Below are 18,911 nucleotides of genomic sequence, written 5' to 3'. Positions count from 1 at the left end.
CAATGCATCATTGCAAAGAAGTGAGCTATTTGGTTAATGACAAGAATTATTTTGCTATTGGTTATAAGAACGATATGAATGGTTATGAATTGCGAAACAAATATTTTAAAGGTTGTACATCAAAAGCTCCCACCACAAAAGGAGTCGGGAATGATGTCTGCAAAGTGTTTGAGGGATTCGTGGATTACCTTTCCTATTTAACACTCAAAAATACTTTTCATTTGCAGGAAAGCAGTGTAGTTCTCAATTCTGTCAGCAATCTTGAAAAAGCCGAATCGTTCATCACATCGCATAATACTATAATGACCTATTTAGATAATGATGAAGCCGGACGAATAGCGACTTCCTATTTAAAATCTTTTGGTAAAAATCTCATTGACAAATCGAGCCATTACCAAAATCACAAAGACCTGAACGATTATCTGAAGAGTGGGAAAAATATGAAAAATAATTTGGCTGATAAGATTGAAGAAAGCAGACAATCAGAACAGGCAAACTCTTATAGACGGAAAAGATAGCGGTTGCACGGTAGGCTTTTGATAAAAAAAGCCATAGCTTATTAGGGCTTTTTCTTAACGCTCCGTTGCACTTCACTAAAAAAGCCCCAATAAGCCAAGGGGGATACTCCCCCTTTGGAAACCCCCGAATTATTTAACCATTAAATTAAAAAGCAATGTCCTATACCGTTTTACATTTGGAAAAAGCAAAAGGAAATGACTCTGGAATGTCAGCTCACATTGAAAGAACCATCCATCCGAAAAACGCAGATGCTTCAAGAACTCATCTCAACAAAGAAATGATTAATTACCCTGAAAAAATTAAAAACAGAACTTCGGCAATACAATATAGGTTAGAAAATGCCAAGCTGAAAAGGAAGATTGGAACCAATCAGGTGCGGGCAATTCGGATTATGCTGTCAGGAACTCACGAAACAATGAAAGCCATCGAGAACAATAAACAATTAAATCATTGGTGCGATGATAATCTAGATTGGTTGAAAGAAACATTTGGAGAAGAAAATTTGGTTTCAGCAGTATTGCATATGGACGAAAAGACACCTCATATTCACGCTACTATTGTTCCGATTGTTTCAGGAGAAAGAAGAAAGGCAAAAAAAGAGAACACCGACAGTTATAAAAAAAAACATCAAAACAGCAACCGCCTTTGTGCCGATGATGTAATGGCGAGAAATAAACTGAAGCATTATCAGAATACTTACGCCACGGCAATGGCAAAATACGGATTAAGACGAGGAATAGAGGGTTCGGAAGCCAAACATATTTCTACGTCTGAATATTATCGGAACCTACATATTCAAAATCAACAGTTGGAGCAGGAAAAGAATATAAAACAATCCGAGCTTAAGTCCATTGAAAAAAATATTTCTTCAAAGAGGATTGTTGAGAATTTTGCCAATGCGATAACAGGTTCTAAAACAAAGAAATTGGAGCGGGAAAATGAGCATATAAAAAAGGAAATGATTGGTTTAAAAAATCAAAAAGAGAAGGAACAGGGCAAATTAATGGAATCAGTTTCAAAACTGGAAAATAACATAGAAAAGCAGCAAAAAGTTTTTAATAAACTATTGGACTACCACCCCGAACTTAAAGATACAATTCCGATTGTGATAGAATGTGAAAAAATAGGCTTACCTCCTACGTTTATTAAAGCATTACTGGAAAAAGAAGAAATCCATATCAAAGGAGAAATTTATTCATCACAGCATTTTAAAAGCTTCAAAGTTGAAAATCTAAAAATGAGTATTGAGTACGATGAAAAAGAAAAGGCTAAAACCCTAAAAATTAATGGAGAAAAAAGCCAGACGTGGATGGAAGAGAAATATAAAGAAAGTCTAAGATTCAGTTCATCAAAAAATGAGGAAATTGCTTCAAGAAGAATGAAGAGATAAGAATTTTAACCGAGTTCCGATAGCAGTTGTAAATAAAGCAACAAGCCAATCATCTTTTTAGAAGATTTATACTCTGGGGCAAGCTGGGAACGGACTTCGCTCAATACTTTACTCAGATTGTTACTTACTGTTTTTTTACTGACACCCATTTTCGCAGCCGTTTCTTCTACGGAGAGTAACTGATTAATCCTGAAGTCATAAACTGTCTGTTCCGTGGGCGACATTGTTTTAACAATATCCTCTACTGCTTCCAATAATTGCCCGATGCTTCCTTCCTTTAGTATTTCAAAGTATTCATCATCCGGCATCTCAAAAAGATGTCGGTCAAGGTCTTCTTCCAAATCATCAATAAGGTCAACATTCGCATTGCGGTAACGGTTTCTGTAATAATCCTGAATTCGGAAATGGGCAGAGCGAAACAGAAATCCTGAAGCGTTTCCCTTTTCATCCGCTGTCAGCTGCTCCGGTTCTGTCCATACTTTTATCCAAAGGTTTTGCAACAGCTCTTCGGTGATGGTTTTGTCTTTGGTTCTCAAAAACACCATATCATATAAACTGTTCCAGTATCTTTCATACAATGTCAGGAAAGAAGAATATTCTCTTTCCTGAATTTTTTGTATCAATATAGCATCACTAACACTCAGTTTCACAATTACAAATTTAAGGTATTAAAAATGAATTATTTGTTAATAATTCGTGTAATTATATCAATAGTTTATTAAAAAAACAGATGGTCTTTTTATCATAAACTCCTATTTAACAGCTTGTTATTATGTATTTCAAAAATTCAGCTGTTGCAAAAACCGAATGATTTGTTAATAAATTATGAATTCCCCGTCGGGAAGTTTTCAAATCCAAACGTAATTAGATAGGAGGTATGCCGAACGAGATTATTTATACTTTCTGAAATATAATTTTAAAGTTTAGTACGTGAGAAAATTTAGACCTAACCTGTTTGCAGATGACAACAGAAAAAAATCTGCCTTTGTTTGGAAACTCTGGGAAAGAGAAGTTACCCAAACCTCTCTTACAGATGAAGAAAAAGATATTTTAAATCTTTATAAACAAAAATACGCCGGTGAAATTGATGAAGAACACAGGCAAAAAAGCAGTCAGAATGTTTGTGCTTTTATCGAGAAAAATTATGTACCATCGCGACACAAAAAAATCTTTTCATTCAGCCGTCGCGTTGCAGCCGCTGCTGCAATACTTGTTTTAGGATTGTTCACCTCACTGATGTTTTGGTTTAATAAACAAGGGGCAAATACAGAGCAGCATCAATCCGGCTGGATCACCATTACAACTAATTCTAAGGAGTTACGTACCATTACACTTCCGGACGGCTCCGTTGTTAGCCTGAACAATGCTTCTGTTTTTTCATATCGCAAATCAGACTTTGGCAACACCGTTCGTGAAGTTTGGTTAAAGGAAGGGGAAGCATTTTTTGAAGTGGCAAAAAATCCGGAAAAACCATTTATTGTGAATTACGATGGTATGCAGTCCGTAGTTTTAGGAACTTCTTTCAATATCAAGGCATATAAAGCATTGGGTGAGAACAGTCTTACCGTAAGAACAGGAAAGGTAAAAATTATAAAAGGAAACCAGCAACTTGCAGTACTGGCGGCGGACGACCGCTTAACTTATAAGGCAAAACTCAACACGGTTAAAGTTTCTACAGCCGATGCTGTTATTGCCTCTGCCTGGATGTCCGGAAAAATCACTTTTTCGGATGCCCCTTTCTCTGAAATCGCGATGCGCCTAAAAGATAATTTTAATACTGAAGCTGAACTAAAAGGAGTTCCGGAAGACGAAGTACGCCTTACTGCTACATTCGAGGAAAACGATAGTCTGGAAAAAATCGCGGTCGCTATAGCCGGCGTTAACGAATTGAAGTACAAAATCGAAACGAACAGGATCGTCTTTTACAAATAACCGGAAAAATCAGTAAACATTATTCATTATCTCTCAAATAAATTCAATGAAAAGAACATTTATAAATATTGCACTGCTGAAACCTCTTGTACTGGTTGTAGCGTGTCACCTTACCGTATCCACATACGCACAGACTAAGATTTACAATGCAGAACCTCTTTCGGATCGGCTTCAGAAAATCGGTGAGAATTCAGGCAGAAACGTTGCTTTCAATAAGCAACTTCTGAAAAACATTACGGCTTCTGAAATTTCGGGAGACATAAAATCTCCTGAAGAGCTCCTTTCAAAATCTCTTGCCGGCACAGGGTTTACTTTCAGACTCTTAGGAGAAAAAGATTTTATGATTGTCCGCAGTGCTTTTCAGCAGGGTATCGGAAGATTATCCGGAAAAATAGTTAACGAAGTTGGTGAACCCGTTGCAGGAGCGGTAATCAGCGTTGCAGGAAAAACTGCCATTACCGATAACAACGGAGATTTTTCTCTGGATGTACCTTCAGGAGTATATACCCTCACCGTAAAAGCAGAAAAATACAATGCATTACGGGTAGAGAAACTCACGATTGCCAATAATGAAACCAACACCGTTTCCTTTGCGCTGAAAGCTGCATCTGAAAAAGAAACCGCCATTAAAGAAGTCGTAATTACCGGATTGCGAAAGGCAGATACCCAAGCTGGACTTTTAGCACAGCAAAAAAAAGCCGCCCAGATGAGCGATGGTATTTCTGCCGAACAAATCACCAAAACACCGGACAGTGATGTAGGTGCGACCTTGAAAAGAGTAACCGGCATCACGACCATCGACAACAAATACGTGGTAGTACGTTCTATGGGCGAACGCTGGAACACCGCTGCAATGGACGGCATTAACCTGCCGAGTACGGAGGCGTATAACAACAATTTCTCTTTTGATATTATCCCGACGGCAATGGTGGAAAGTGTGGTCGTGAGCAAAACCGCCACCCCCGATATGAACGCCAGTTTTGCCGGAGGTTATGTGGAAGTAAAAACGAAAGATATCCCCAATGAAGATTTCATCACCGTGAGTATGGGAACGTCTTACAATGATATTTCTACCTCTAAAGAATTTCTCACAAGGCAGCGTGGGAAATATGATTATTTCGGATATGATGATGGTACAAGGGATTTCCCGAAAGGTCTGGAGCCGATGGACTGGAACAACCCTCTCTTTTTTGAGCAGTCTAAACAGTTTGAAGACAACTTTTCTACATTTAAAACAACGGCAGATTTAAACTCTAATATGCAGTTGGCATTTGGGAAAAGTTTCCCAATGAAGAACAACAACAAATGGGGATTTGCCGGTGCTTTAACCCTTAGAAACGAGCAAAACAAATTAAACATCGACCACACTGGAAGAGGTAACTGGCTTGATATAACAGACCCGCTAAACACAGCACAGATACAAGGATTAGAACCCGTAAAATTTTATAGTTTTAAAAATACAGGAGCTTCCTATAATTATAATTCTACGGTCGCAGGAATGCTGAATTTTGGGTTGCAATTGGGTAAAAGTAGAATCTCGTTCCGCAACTCTTACACCCACATCTACGATAATACACTAACCCGAGTAACCGGCTGGAACGAATATACCGGAGGTAGCGGTTCGCCCGAAAACGCAGAAGCATCTTACAATTATTTTTACAACGGTATCATTCCTGATAATGCCCCATCTCAGTTAGCAACAATGGATAAACCCTATACCGACAATACCGATTATCCGGTTTATCAGACTTTATTACAAAACAAATTAGAGGGAAATCACAAAATCGGCAATACGGAGGTGGCTTGGTTTGCTGCAAGAACAGGTGTAGAGTCTGATACGAAAGATTATACTTTACACAAAACGTATCACGACTTTATTGGAAATGAAATTTTAGCTTATCATCAGGTTTATAATTCATCTGAAAATTTTGCAAGAGGATATATTGAGAATAAGGAAACCGATTACAATTTCGGAGCATCTTTCAAATGGAGCTGGAATGGCGGAAATTTCAAAAACGATATTAAAGCGGGTTATGCAGGAACTTTGAAAAACAACACCAATGCACAGCGAAAATTCTTTCTGAGGGTGGATGAAAACAGAGATGTTCCGAACAATGAAAAAAACTTCCTGTTGATGTACGGTTCTGTTGCCGATTGGTTCGATGGTTCACATTATGAGAAAGGTGGTATTGGCTGGCAAACCAAGCCGCTTTATAAAGATGCAAAATTTGAAGGTGAAATAACACAGCACGCTCCCTATATAATGTTCGACAACCGATTGGGAAGCAAATTCCGTTTGGTGTGGGGCGTTCGGGCAGAGTACTTTAAGTATGATTTGATTTCTAATCAAATAGATGAAAACGATAACAGGGCAATTAACAAAGAGCCGATTGAAGATAAGGCTTGGCAGTGGATGCCATCTGCCAACTTTACCTACAGTCCGACCAATAAAATGAATGTTAGACTGGCTTATGGTAAAGCCGTGCTTCGTCCACAGTTTAATGAAAGAACAGGGCTTCCGTATTTTGACCCGATTGCGAATGGATTGATTTACAATACAGCATTAACATCATCGGTAGTAGATAACTACGACTTCAAGTTCGAGTGGTTTCCCGGTTTGGGCGAGATCATTTCTGCCGGACTATATTATAAAAATATAGACCGCCCCATTGAAAGAGAAGGACGGCTTTCCAACGAGGGAAATCTGTACCTATATAACGGAAACTCCAAAAATGCAAAGTTGAAGGGTGTGGAGTTTGAGGTAAGAAAAAGTCTCGGGTTCATTATAAAAGATTCTTTTCTGGAAAACCTTTTTATCAGCGGAAATTTCACGTATAACAACACAAAAATCATTGCTTTTCAAGATGTATATAAAACTGAAGAAACTGACCTCACCTACGAAGTAGATAGACCTTTGTATGGGCAAACCCCTTGGGCGTATAATTTGGGATTGTCGTATGACGGCGACCGTTTGGGGTTGAGTTTCTTGTGGAATGCCAAAGGTGATCAGTATATTACAGTAGGTTACGATTATAATGCGGAAGAAATCCAAAGACCCTACGCAGTGGCAGACGCACAGATTTCTTACAAAATGCTGAAAGATAAAAATCTTGAATTTAAATTCAATGCCAAAAACCTCTTCAATAGAGCTATAGAATATTATAATAATTACAATTCTTATTATCAGAAAGGAAGTGTAATTCAGGGAGTAAGAGACAATTTTGAACTTATCACGGCAGCAACGGATAGATACGATAAAAATATAGATAAGATTTTGTATAGGACATACAGAGGCAGAACGTTTGGGCTTAGTGTAATCTATACATTTTAGCAGCCCCGAAGGGGCGGAATATCAATAGCCGTGGGTGCAGCCCACGTAAAAAAGACGATCATTAGTAACCGCAGAAACCACAATCTAAGGAAAACCCGCCTTTCGGAGTGAGAAACCTTATGGATGACAATACTACCAACCGTGCTCGTCAAGTGCCGGTTTTGTGAGGATTTTAGATTTTGCGGCAACCTTCCGGTGTTATGCCTTTACACATCGGGATAAGGAGAGTAATTGAGAAAAAATGGGAGACAAAAAGGCATTGTCTCCCGGCTATTAACCTGTTTCGGGCGATAAAATATGCGAAGCCCGGCACAAAATTAAAAAATTATTAATTATGAGAAATCTATTTCTTATTGCGATAGCAGCCTTGTCTCTGACGGCTTGTCGCCAGAACGATTCTTTAGTGGAGTCAGATTCGAACTTTGAAATGCAGTCTTCATCGGCGGATTATGCAGTGGGGTGTAGCCGACCTGTTCAAACGGTTTCTGGAAATTTAACCTCTACTACTTGGAATGCAAACACAATTTATGAACTTGATGGTGTGGTAAATATTCCAAGCGGTGTTACCTTAACTATTCCGGCAGGAACTTACATCAAAGCAAAGCCACACGCAGACGGTTCCGCTACGGGTGTGTTGGTTGTTCAAAAAGGGGGTAAACTGAATGCGAATGGTACTGCTACAGCTCCTGTGGTATTCACCAGCTACAACCTTTTAGATTGTGATGATGAAACAGTGGCTGCTCCCGGCGACTTCGCTGGTGTAATTATTCTGGGAGATGCTCCTATTAATACAACTTCCGGAACAGCGGTTATTGAAGGGCTTAGCGGTTCTCAATACGAATATGGTGGTTCTAATTCTTCTCACAATGGAGGTTCTTTAACATACGTTCGTATTGAGTTTGCAGGGTATGAATTACCTACAGAAGTTGGTTCTGGAAACGAAATCAACGGTTTAACTTTAGGAGGTGTTGGTAACGGAACCGTATTGGATCATATCCAGATATCTTACGGTCAGGACGATGCATTCGAATGGTTTGGTGGAACAGTAAACGCCTCCAACCTGATTGCTTTTGCACAGGATGATGACGGTTTCGATTTCGATAACGGCTATACCGGTACCATTACCAATGCATTAGCATTGGCGGATTATAACTCTACTCATAGCCAGAGTGGAGGCAATCCGGATTCTAACGGAATTGAGCTGGATAATAATGCCGGTGGTACTGCTACCGCATTGATTACCCACCCGGTAATTAATAACCTGACCATTATCGGTGCCAAAAACAGTACCCAGGGTGCTTTGTATGAAAACGGCATCCATATCAGAAGACGAGGACAGCTTACTTTGAATGATGCTTTAGTTACTGGATACCCAACAGGTATTAGAGTTGAGGGAACAGGTTCTGCATTGGCAGCGCTTAACCTTTCTACGATTTATGCACACGGATTTACCAATGCGACTGTAGGAACCCCTACCATTCCTAACACGGCAACCGGTACGCCTGCGGCTACTTTCTTCCTGACAGGAAATCCGTTCTTTAACGAAGGTACTTGGAGCATTGCACCGAGAACCTGGAATTATAACGGAGCTTGGACTAAATACAGCGGTTTTTAATCTTAAATTAAATGTTTAAACCTGAGAACTGGCGGCGGAATGCTGCCGCTAGTTCTCTTTCTAATACTGATATAATATTATGAAAAAATACTTTTTCCTTTTAGGAATCTCTATATTCGGAATGTCCAACTCTCAAACGCTTGTCTGGGAAAATACATTTGATACTTCGGCGGAAGTAGCAGGTTGGCAGTTCTATGACGGCAACAGCAATAACAATACCTGGAATGTAGGGAAGCACGTAGTGCGTAAAGCAGCATCTCCAAATATGTATGAGGAACAATCGCCAGATCACGTTTTAAGATATAGTAGATTCATCCCAAATGTGGTAGGTAGCCCTGCTAACTATAAACCAGATTATTTAAATGATTTTGAAGACTGGGCTATCTCTCCGGAAATTGATTTAACCGGAGCATCTGGTGCTATTACACTGGCAGCTATGGTAGGAAGAGTTATTGCTTACAACACCACTTCTACAAGTAACAATACATCTAGAGACATTTTTGTTTACGAAAGCACTTCTGCAAAACCGGTGCCGGATGTTACCGATTTTCAGGCGTTGCGTGCGAGCATTATAACAGCATACGACAATGGTGCGAATCCATCTGTAAAGCCTCCAGTATTAAGCATTACCAATGCAGATTATATTGCTGAGGGCAATGCTTTGTTTGCACAGGCAACGGCAGACCTTTCCCAATATGCAGGAAAGAAAATTTATATCGGGTTCTGGAATAACATTAATTTTTCGGATAACCCGGAAGCAAATTTCGGACAACCATTTCTCAATACAAATTCTTCTGCCACTTTCCAGATGGATGAGCTACAGATTTATGCAGATGTTTACACAATGGCAACCGCAGATGTAAAAAAAGCATCTATATCTGTATATCCTAACCCGGCTACAGACGTGCTTTTCTTAAAAGGCATAAGCAAAGCCAATGCAACGGTGTATAGTACTGCCGGGCAGGTGGTAAGCAAGAAAGCCATAACCAACGGGCAACTCAACGTAAGTGCATTGCCAAAAGGCGTTTATACCGTTTCGGTAGAAACAGACGGCAAAGTAAGCACAACGAAGTTTATTAAAAAATAATAGTAATCCCACTCCTTAATCTTCCCTCAAAGGGAGGAAACGATTCCCCCTCCTTTGGAGGGGGTTAGGGGAAGGATAAAAAAGTAATTATGAAAAAAATTCTATTATTTGGATTGACTTTCGGGCTGATAAGTTTTTCAAATGCTCAGAACAAAGTATTTTATGGACTTGCAAGTAGGGGAAGCACCAGTAATTATGGGGTATTGTTTTCTTATAAACCTACTAAAGACGAATATACCATTAAGAAAAGTTTCGGAGATAATGCTACCGAAGGTGCTGTTCCTCGTGGTAGTTTGACACTAACGTCTAATGGAAAACTCTATGGAATGACCTATGCCGGGGGCTCCAATAATACGGGAACATTATTTCAATATGACCCTGTAACGGATATATATGTCGTAAAACACAACTTTGGTAGTATTTCGGGAGATGGAATTTTTCCATCGGGCAGCGTAATGCAGGCGGAAAATGGAAAACTTTATGGAATGACTTCCAAAGGCGGAGCATCTAATAATGGGGCATTATTTGAATACGACCCTGCAACGGACACTTATGCTGTAAAAGTGACGTTTAGCGGAGCAAACGGAAAAGAACCGCAAGGTGGTTTGGTTCAGGCATCCAACGGAAAACTCTATGGGATGACCTATCTCAGCAGCGATGCCAACAGTAACAGAGGCGTTTTGTTTGAGTATGACCCTGCTATGTCGGCTTACTCAGTAAAAATAGAGTTCAACAATGACAACGGAAGCCGCCCGTATGGAGACCTTTTGGAAACAAACGGAAAACTTTACGGAATGACCCGGGAAGGTGGCGAAGATGGTGCAGGAACTTTGTTTGAGTTTGATCCTGCAACGGGAACGTTTACCAAAAAATTGGATTTTGGCGGAGCTAACGGCAGAAATCCTATGGGAACTTTATGTATGGCTTCCAATGGAAAATTCTATGGTTTAGCATCAGGAGGAAACGGCGGAAGCGGATTGATATTCGAATATGATACAGCAACCAATACTTTTACTTCCAAAGCTGACTTTGATTTCGATAACGGAAGCAATCCTCAAGGCTCATTGATGCAGGCATCAGACGGTAAATTTTACGGTTTATCATCTTATGGTGGTTCTCCGGAACTCGGCACAATGTTCAGCTTTGATCTTGCTACTAACGCTATTAACAAATTGGTAACTTTTGATGGAACAAACGGAAGCACGCCGTACTACACAAAATTGGTAGAAGTAGATTTGGGCAGTTTAGATGTTACAAATGTTTCCAAAACTAATGTTCAACTTTACCCAAATCCGGTAGAAGATGTATTGTATTTGAAAGGCGTAAGCAAAGCCAATGTTTCGGTTTACAATACAGCAGGACAGCAGGTGTTAAGCAGTTCCGTTGCCAACGGTCAGCTTAATCTGAGTTCTCTTTCAAAAGGGTTTTACCTTGTAAAAGTGGAAACAGACGGCAAAGTAAGCAGCCATAAGGTTGTGAAGAAGTAGGTAGCTGTAAGCATACAGTGTACAGCATAGCACCAAATCATTCGCCCGGCAATTATTGGTTTAATTGCCGGGTACAAAGAAAAACTGTGTAGGTTTTAATTTCCCAAAGCTCCCCCTCCTTTGGAGGGGGCGGGGGGGAGGAAAAGGCGTTCATTGAATTTATTGGTTTACACGAAACAGATATTGCACTCACGAAGTGCATTTTTGAATCTATATTGCACTAAAATGGTACAGAATAAGACATTCTTAAATAATCGAAAGATTAAGAAGTAAATAATTTTCGTAAATTCGTCATATTAAAAAGCAATAAAATGGCTCAAGTAATATCAGTGGAATATCCGGATTTTTTGGCAAATTCTATGAGAATGAACAAAAGCGATTTCGGGAAAGAAATAAAAATATCGGCTCTTGTAAAGTTGTTTGAATTAGGGAAAATTTCTTCAGGAATGGCTGCCAAAGTCTTACATATCACAAGAGTAGAATTTTTGGAATTGCTCTCGAAATATAATGTGGAATTTCTAAATGTTGAAGATTTAAACGAAGATTTGAACAATGCTTAAAATCGTTTGCAATACGACACCCATTATTTCACTTCTGAAAATCGGGAAACTTCAAATTATGAAGGATTTGTATAATGACATTGCAATTCCTCAGGAAGTTTTTAACGAAATCGAAGCCGGAAAAAACAAAGAGTATTATTTGGATTTATCGAAAATAGAATGGATTAAAATCGAAAAAATAAGAAACGAAGAATCCCTTACTTATTTTTTGGATTTGGATAAAGGTGAAGCGGAAGCTATTGTATTGGCAACTGAGAAAAATGCAGATTTAATCATCCTTGACGAAACTTTGGGAAGATACCACGCCAAACACGCTGGACTCAAAATTACGGGAACTGTAGATATTCTCATAAAAGCAAAACAACTAGGCTTTATCCCGGAATTAAAACCTCTGCTTTTGGAATTGAGAGCCAAAAGTGTTTGGTTAAGCGATAACTTCATCAACGAAATTCTGAAACTTGCAAAAGAAGAATAAATTTATTCAAACAAAATAAAAAACGTGTAAACCCATAAAGTTTACACGTTTTTTTATGCGTAAACATTAGAAATAGAAAATAAAAATTTTAATAAATAAAGTAAAAGATCATTATGAAAAAAATAGCAATATTATTTGCAGTAGGTTTTGGACTGTTTTCCTGTACGGATGAAAGATTGCAACCCTTTGATGTTGCCCAAAAACCGGCAGAAATCAACGTTAAAGGATATTCCAAACCCGATGTTTTGCAGCTTCGCCTCAATGGTGAACCCGTAACCATAGGTGGAAATACTTCTTACACAAACAATATCAACGCCCAAATAAAATTTGTGTTGGACAAAGGAGAAACCGACATTCTCGGAATTTATAACCACGACACCGGAGTGCAAATTGCAAAATTCGATATCACTTATGACAATGTGGACGATTATAAAACATTGAACTTTTTCAATTTACCGGGAATTTTTCTTCAGGCATCGGCAACGAAACCTACCGTTAATCTCGGTAAAATCGGATATGAGTTCATCTTCCCAAATCTGGGCGAGTTTTCCGGTAGCAGTCTGAAAAACGTAAAAGGTGTTCTCAAAAGAGAAAATGGTGTTGTTCTCGCCACCTTTGAAGAGATCGGGAAAAAAGAATTTACATCCGTTCAGATTTATAATAATTTCGGCAATACCCAATCCGTTTATCTGGAACTGTACAAGCCCGGGACCACTGAACCTTATTTTGGTTCATCCCTGATTAAAGCAACGTTGAAACAGGTGTACATCAACAACGACCGTGTGAATATGATCGTTCTTCAGGAAAAAGAAGAAAACGGATCTGTGGTTGTAAAAGGCGATATTGATGTTGCTGATTATTTGTAAATCAGACTTTTGACCAACTCAGAATGACAAAAAAGAGAGAATTAATAAGAGTCTTGCTGATTTTGTTTTGCACTTTCACATTATTCTCCTGCAACAGGATTGATGATGAAGATTCGCGACCGAACTTTGCAGAAGGAACTACGGAATCTGTAAATCTTTGGGTTCAGGATTCCCTGAAACGCTATTATTACTGGGCAGAACAAATGCCGAAAAAGCCGGATTACAGTCTTCCGACCAAAGATTTTTTCAAAAGTCTGTTGTCGGCCGAAGACCGCTTTTCCTCAATTTTGAATAAAAATGATGCTTCCACTTACCCCAAAACCGTGAGAAGTTTATATGGTTTTGATTATTCAGTATTGCAACAGAATGGAAAAACTTTTGCCATTATTAAATTGGTTTTGAAAAATTCTCCGGCTCAAAATGTTGGTTTATTGAGAGGAAAAACCATAACAAAAATCAATGGAACCGAAATTAATTCCGGAAATATGAATCAGGTAGAGTCGATGATTATAAATTCTTCTTCACCGATGAAATTAATGGTTGGAAGCTGGGAAAATGGCAATATCACAAATGAAAATGAAATTACGATCTATCAAAGTTTTACGTTTGACCAACCTTTGGTTTCCAAAATTTTTGAACAGAACGGAAAGAAAATCGGCTATCTGTACATTTACAGTTTTATGGACGGAATGTCATCTTCCTTAGCAAATAAATTTGCAGAATTTAAAGCCGCAGGAATTTCAAATTTAATCCTTGATCTGCGTTACAATTATGGTGGTCAGGTAGCGGTTTCAGCCGCACTCTGTGCAATGATTCCGTCAGGAATTTCAGGCGATTCGCCGTTCATCATTTACAAAGGAAACAAAAACGGTGGTGAAGTAAAACTGTCATTTGCCCAGCAAATCACTTATGATACAGGTTCGCAGAATTTCAATTCCTTATTTACCCGAAATTTAGGATTGCATAAAGTGTATGTTTTGACAACAGAAAGTACGGCTTCTGCTTCGGAGATCGTAATTAACAATCTGAAACCGTATATGGAGGTAGTTCAAATCGGAACCAAAACAATGGGAAAAGATATGTCGGGTTGGGATATTGACGATAAGAGAAATCCTGTGAAAATATCGTGGCAGATTCATCCGATGATTTACAAATTGTTCAATTCAAATAATGAAGGGAATTACAATAACGGAATTTCGCCTGCGATTTCGGTAGATGAATTTCAGACTCTACCGGTTTCGGATTTGGGAAACCCCGATGAAACCCTACTGAAGAAAGCATTGCAAAACATTAATTAGAGAGGGAATGAAGAAGAGTTTTATTGAAAATCGATCATCGAATGTTATGAAGAAAATTGATAATAAGGAACACGAAGATTTAATAAAAGTTTTCGAGCATTATAAGAAATATTACGATATATACGGCAATGTAACCATTACCGAATATGATGATGAAATCATTAGAAAAAACGTGATTGAACTTCAGGGAACTTATGATTATTACCAGGTTTTGCTCTCGGAACTAAAAAAATGCACGCATAATTACCGCACAAGAAGCGTAATGCTCAGAACAAAAATGTCAGTCCCTGTAAAAAAAATGCGGACAATGTTTAATAAGAAGGAAAAGTAAATAAATCACTATGATTGATGTGTTTTTCAGGATAAAAGTGTGTGAAATATGCTTTTTTAAAGAAATTAACAATATTAATAATCAGTTATTTAGTGTAATTTTATCACACAATTTTTTAAACTATGTTTTATGAAAAACTTTTTACTTCTATTCTGTTTTACAATCATCTCCACTTTTGCCACCGCCCAAAGCTCCGATCTGGCGTGGGCAAAACGTATAGGTGGAGATACAAATGCAACAAGAAACGTCTATGGTCCTGCTGTGGCGGCAGATGACCAGGGCAACAGCTATATAGCGGGAGTGTACTTATCCGGAACATACAAATTAGATGGTATTACGCTCACTGTGCCAGCCAGAACAAGCTCCGGCGGTTACATTGCCAAATACAACGCAAGCGGGCAAATTGTATGGGCAAAACCGTTAGGAAATATATCGGTGTCCACGGATAATACAAATAAGTTGATAGTTGATAAGGAGGGCAATATTTACTTATGCGGAACTAATGCCAGAGATGCCGCCAGTGTCATTGCTAATTATTATATAACAGACGGTTTTACAGAAACTACTGGAAACTACAAAACTCACTTCATAGCAAAATTGGATACAAACGGTAATGTGCTTTGGGTAAAGACAACCAATCATCCATATTATGTTTCAAGTACCTTATCATATGCTACTAATGAACTTTTTTTTGACAGAGATGGCAATGTCAATATGACCGGAGTGTTTCGAGATTATATAACATTTGATGAAAACAATAATTTGACAACCAATAGCGGAGAGGTAGGGGTATATTTTACGAAATACAGCCCGAATGGCGAAGTATTGTCTGCAAAATTATTAGAAGATACCTATCCTGAAAATCAATATTATAATGAACAGGTAAAATCCGATGCATCGGGAAATCTTTACCGCTGGTCTAACAGGAAGAATACCCAACCAGGTAAAATACTTTATAGATATACCGCAGAGGGAGATTTGATAGATACGAAAACTGTTAATATGAGTTCTTCTTCTAATTTGACCTACCAGAAAGTATATTCCACCGGATTTGCAGTAACCCCTGCGGGCGATGTGCTGATTGGGGGCTTCTGGTTTGGAACAACCCTAACGATAGAAGGACAGACTTTTACCGGACACAGCAGCAACTCCAACGACCAGGCAGAGCAGAGTGCGGATGCTTTTGTGCTGAAGTTGAAAAATACGGACTATACCGTGGACTGGGTCTATCTGGAGAAGTCAAGCGACAGAGATGAATTCACACAATTGTTGAGTGATGGGCTGGGGAATATTTATGCTGCTGGCAAATGGGGAAGCGACTATGTTCCACCAAAAATTAGAATCCGTAAGTTAAATCTTTTAGGGCAACCACTATGGCAAAAAATTATTGATTTATCTGTTTTCACACAAAATGGACAACGGGATCTTGGGGCTTTAGCACAGACCCAAAATGGTGGTAATATCTGGGTATCCGGCTATTACCGCGAAAACATTCGTTTTAGTGATGACTATATCTTTACCACACCAGTAGTTACAAGTGGCAGTTTTTATAACGGCTTCCTTGCAAAATATGGCACTTGTAATACAGAAAACCCGGTTATCAACGTTCCGGCAGATACGGAACTGTGCGAGGGAGAAAGTTTAACACTTTACGCAAATATATCCAATCCTGCCCTTGCCTACTTCTGGAGTACACCTGCCGGAAACTTACCGGCAGAAATCACAGAATCCACAGCCGTGCTTACCGTAACTCAACCCGGCAAATACGCCCTCATCGCACAGGAAAATGCGGAATGTTACGGCAAATCTCAGGAGGTTTGGATTACGCAGATTCCAAAACCGGACAACGGTGTTACATTGAACGACCACACGCTTACTGCGACAGCCACTGGAGAAGGCATTAGCTACCAATGGCTGGATTGCGACAATGGGAATTATCCGATAGATGGGGCAACAGAGCAGAGTTTCACGCCACAATCTGCCGGTAATTATGCCGTGCAAATTACCAATGCCAAAGGATGCAGTGTGATTTCAGAATGCAGACAGATACAGTATCTCGGGGTAAACGAGTTGCAACAAAATGCGATTGTTTTATATCCTAATCCTACGGACGGTAGATTATTCTTAAAAACCAACACAACAATAAAAGAGATTAGCATTATCAATATGCTGGGGCAAACTTTACTGTCCATAGAAAACACAAAAGTAATCAACGTATCTGCACTGCCTGCCGGATATTACTTTATAAAGGTAAAAACAGACAAAGGCATCTGGAACGGTAAATTCATAAAAGAATAATTTTAATATACAATATGAAAACAAAACTTTTACTTCTATTCTGTTTTACAATCTTCTCCACTTTTGCCACCGCCCAAAGCTCTGATCTGGCGTGGGTAAAACGTATTGGCGGAGACACTTCTGTGACAAGTGCCGTCTATGGACCTACCGTGGCGGCAGATGACCAGGGCAATAGTTATATGGCAGGAGTTTTTATACAGGGAACATATAAACTAGATGGTATTACCATTACAAGACCTGCAAGAACCTTTACAGGCGGATATATTGCCAAATACAAGCCCAACGGTACTATTGCCTGGGCAAAACCATTAGGGAATATATCAGTTTCCGGGAGAAATATGAATCAATTGGTAGTGGATAAGGAGGGCAATATTTACTTATGTGGAACTAATGCCAGAGATGCCGCCAGTGTTATTGCTAATTATTATATAACAGACGGTTTTACAGAAACTACTGGAAACTACAAAACTCACTTCATAGCAAAATTGGATACAAACGGTAATGTGCTTTGGGTAAAGACAACCAATCATCCATATTATGTTTCAAGTACCTTATCATATGCTACTAATGAACTTTTTTTTGACAGAGATGGCAATGTCAATATGACCGGAGTGTTTCGAGATTATATAACATTTGATGAAAACAATAATTTGACAACCAATACCGGAGAGGTAGGGATATATTTTACGAAATACAGCTCGCAAGGCGATGTGTTGTCCGCAAAATTATTGGAAGGCACCTATCTCGAAAGCCAATATTATACCGAGCAGGTAAAACCCGATGCATCGGGAAAACTGTATCGCTGGTCTAACAAAAAGAATACCCAACAAAATCCAAGAATACTATACCGCTATACTGCACAAGGAGAATTGATTGATTCCAAACCTATCACAATGGTTTCTACGTCCAGCATTTTGAATAGTATATATGCCAGTGGTTTTGCAGTAACTCCTAGTGGAGATGTCCTGATTGGTGGTTATTGGTTGGGTAAAACCCTTACAATTGAGGGACAAACTTATACTGGGCACAGCACCAATTCCGATGACCAGGCGGAATCCGATACTGATGGGTTTATATTGAAACTTAGTTATCCTGAATATCTTGTAGACTGGGTATATTTGGAAAAAACAAATGATGGAGATAAGTTTCAATATCTTTTAAGTGATGATTTAGGAAATATCTATGGTGCTGGAACTTTCAACGGGATGTATACACCGATGAAAATAAAAATTTGTAAATTAAGTGCTACAGGAGTGCCTCTATGGCAAAAAATCATCAAATCTACAGACCCAAATGCTGTTAATAAGATACGGAATATATCAGCTTTGGCACAGACTCGTAACGGCGGCAATATATGGTTATCGGGCTATTATGAAGTGCAGATTTATTTTGATGAAAATCATATTTTAACAGCACCACTAAATAACAATGGCAATTTCTACAACGGCTTTCTTGCAAAATACGGTACCTGCAATACGCCAAATCCCGTTATAGAAACGCCGGAAAGCACCGAATTCTGTGAAGGAAGTACCCTTACGCTCTCTACCAACATCTCCAATCCTGCACTTACCTATTTCTGGAGCACACCCAACGGCAATGTGCCGGCAGAGATTACCGGGTCCACATCCACGCTTACCGTAACTCAACCCGGAAAGTACAGTCTTATTGCACAGGAAAATGCGGAATGTTACGGCAAATCTCAGGAGGTTTGGATTACGCAGA

The 18,911-nt window shown here is 39.0% G+C and carries 15 protein-coding genes; 14 read left to right on the top strand and 1 reads right to left on the bottom strand.

Features of this window, described 5'->3' with window-relative positions; genetic code table 11:
• Nucleotides 1-518 (top strand): toprim domain-containing protein (locus AC00Y6_RS15120; RefSeq protein WP_474491449.1); only part of this gene is annotated, 518 nt, incomplete at its 5' end.
• A 155-nt stretch (nucleotides 519-673) separates the two neighbouring features.
• A complete protein-coding gene (mobV, locus tag AC00Y6_RS15115) occupies nucleotides 674-1,909 on the top strand; it encodes a MobV family relaxase (RefSeq protein ID WP_474491448.1) in 1,236 nt (411 codons plus the stop codon).
• A gap of 5 nt (nucleotides 1,910-1,914) precedes the next feature.
• On the opposite strand, the gene AC00Y6_RS15110 is transcribed toward mobV, so the two are convergent.
• Entirely contained in the window at nucleotides 1,915-2,559 is a 645-nt protein-coding gene (locus AC00Y6_RS15110) for an RNA polymerase sigma factor (protein WP_474491447.1), read from the bottom strand.
• Nucleotides 2,560-2,839: 280 nt separating this feature from the next.
• Between AC00Y6_RS15110 and AC00Y6_RS15105 the strand changes: the two genes are divergently transcribed.
• The 12 genes from AC00Y6_RS15105 to AC00Y6_RS15050 form a co-directional block, all read left to right on the top strand.
• The gene (locus AC00Y6_RS15105; RefSeq protein WP_474491446.1) at nucleotides 2,840-3,841 is read left to right on the top strand and encodes a FecR family protein; all 1,002 of its coding nucleotides are present in this window, start codon (nucleotides 2,840-2,842) and stop codon (nucleotides 3,839-3,841) included.
• A 46-nt stretch (nucleotides 3,842-3,887) separates the two neighbouring features.
• Nucleotides 3,888-7,172 carry a TonB-dependent receptor gene (locus AC00Y6_RS15100; protein WP_474491445.1) on the top strand — a complete coding sequence of 1,095 codons (3,285 nt, stop codon included), beginning with the start codon at nucleotides 3,888-3,890 and terminating at the stop codon, nucleotides 7,170-7,172.
• Between the two features lie 334 nt (nucleotides 7,173-7,506).
• A complete protein-coding gene (locus AC00Y6_RS15095; RefSeq protein ID WP_474491444.1) occupies nucleotides 7,507-8,787 on the top strand; it encodes a hypothetical protein in 1,281 nt (426 codons plus the stop codon).
• A gap of 79 nt (nucleotides 8,788-8,866) precedes the next feature.
• Nucleotides 8,867-9,874, top strand: a complete 1,008-nt coding sequence (locus AC00Y6_RS15090; RefSeq protein ID WP_474491443.1) for a T9SS type A sorting domain-containing protein — start codon at nucleotides 8,867-8,869, stop codon at nucleotides 9,872-9,874.
• Nucleotides 9,875-9,963: 89 nt separating this feature from the next.
• Nucleotides 9,964-11,361, top strand: a complete 1,398-nt coding sequence (locus AC00Y6_RS15085) for a choice-of-anchor tandem repeat GloVer-containing protein (RefSeq protein ID WP_474491442.1) — start codon at nucleotides 9,964-9,966, stop codon at nucleotides 11,359-11,361.
• Nucleotides 11,362-11,672: 311 nt separating this feature from the next.
• Entirely contained in the window at nucleotides 11,673-11,921 is a 249-nt protein-coding gene (locus AC00Y6_RS15080; protein WP_474491441.1) for a UPF0175 family protein, read from the top strand.
• The gene (locus AC00Y6_RS15075) at nucleotides 11,914-12,396 is read left to right on the top strand and encodes a PIN domain-containing protein (protein ID WP_474491440.1); all 483 of its coding nucleotides are present in this window, start codon (nucleotides 11,914-11,916) and stop codon (nucleotides 12,394-12,396) included. Before AC00Y6_RS15080 ends, AC00Y6_RS15075 begins: the two co-directional genes overlap by 8 nt.
• A gap of 113 nt (nucleotides 12,397-12,509) precedes the next feature.
• Complete coding sequence (locus AC00Y6_RS15070; protein ID WP_474491439.1) at nucleotides 12,510-13,262, top strand: hypothetical protein; 753 nt, start codon at nucleotides 12,510-12,512, stop codon at nucleotides 13,260-13,262.
• Nucleotides 13,263-13,285: 23 nt separating this feature from the next.
• The gene (locus tag AC00Y6_RS15065) at nucleotides 13,286-14,560 is read left to right on the top strand and encodes a S41 family peptidase (protein WP_474491438.1); all 1,275 of its coding nucleotides are present in this window, start codon (nucleotides 13,286-13,288) and stop codon (nucleotides 14,558-14,560) included.
• Between the two features lie 46 nt (nucleotides 14,561-14,606).
• A complete protein-coding gene (locus AC00Y6_RS15060) occupies nucleotides 14,607-14,891 on the top strand; it encodes a hypothetical protein (RefSeq protein WP_474491437.1) in 285 nt (94 codons plus the stop codon).
• A gap of 129 nt (nucleotides 14,892-15,020) precedes the next feature.
• A complete protein-coding gene (locus AC00Y6_RS15055; RefSeq protein WP_474491436.1) occupies nucleotides 15,021-17,189 on the top strand; it encodes a T9SS type A sorting domain-containing protein in 2,169 nt (722 codons plus the stop codon).
• Between the two features lie 14 nt (nucleotides 17,190-17,203).
• Nucleotides 17,204-18,911 (top strand): hypothetical protein (locus tag AC00Y6_RS15050; protein WP_474491435.1); only part of this gene is annotated, 1,708 nt, incomplete at its 3' end.

It is taken from the genome of Epilithonimonas sp., from assembly GCF_056329745.1.
Note: the sequence above shows the minus strand (reverse complement) of the source record. Positions and strands in the feature narration are given on the sequence as shown.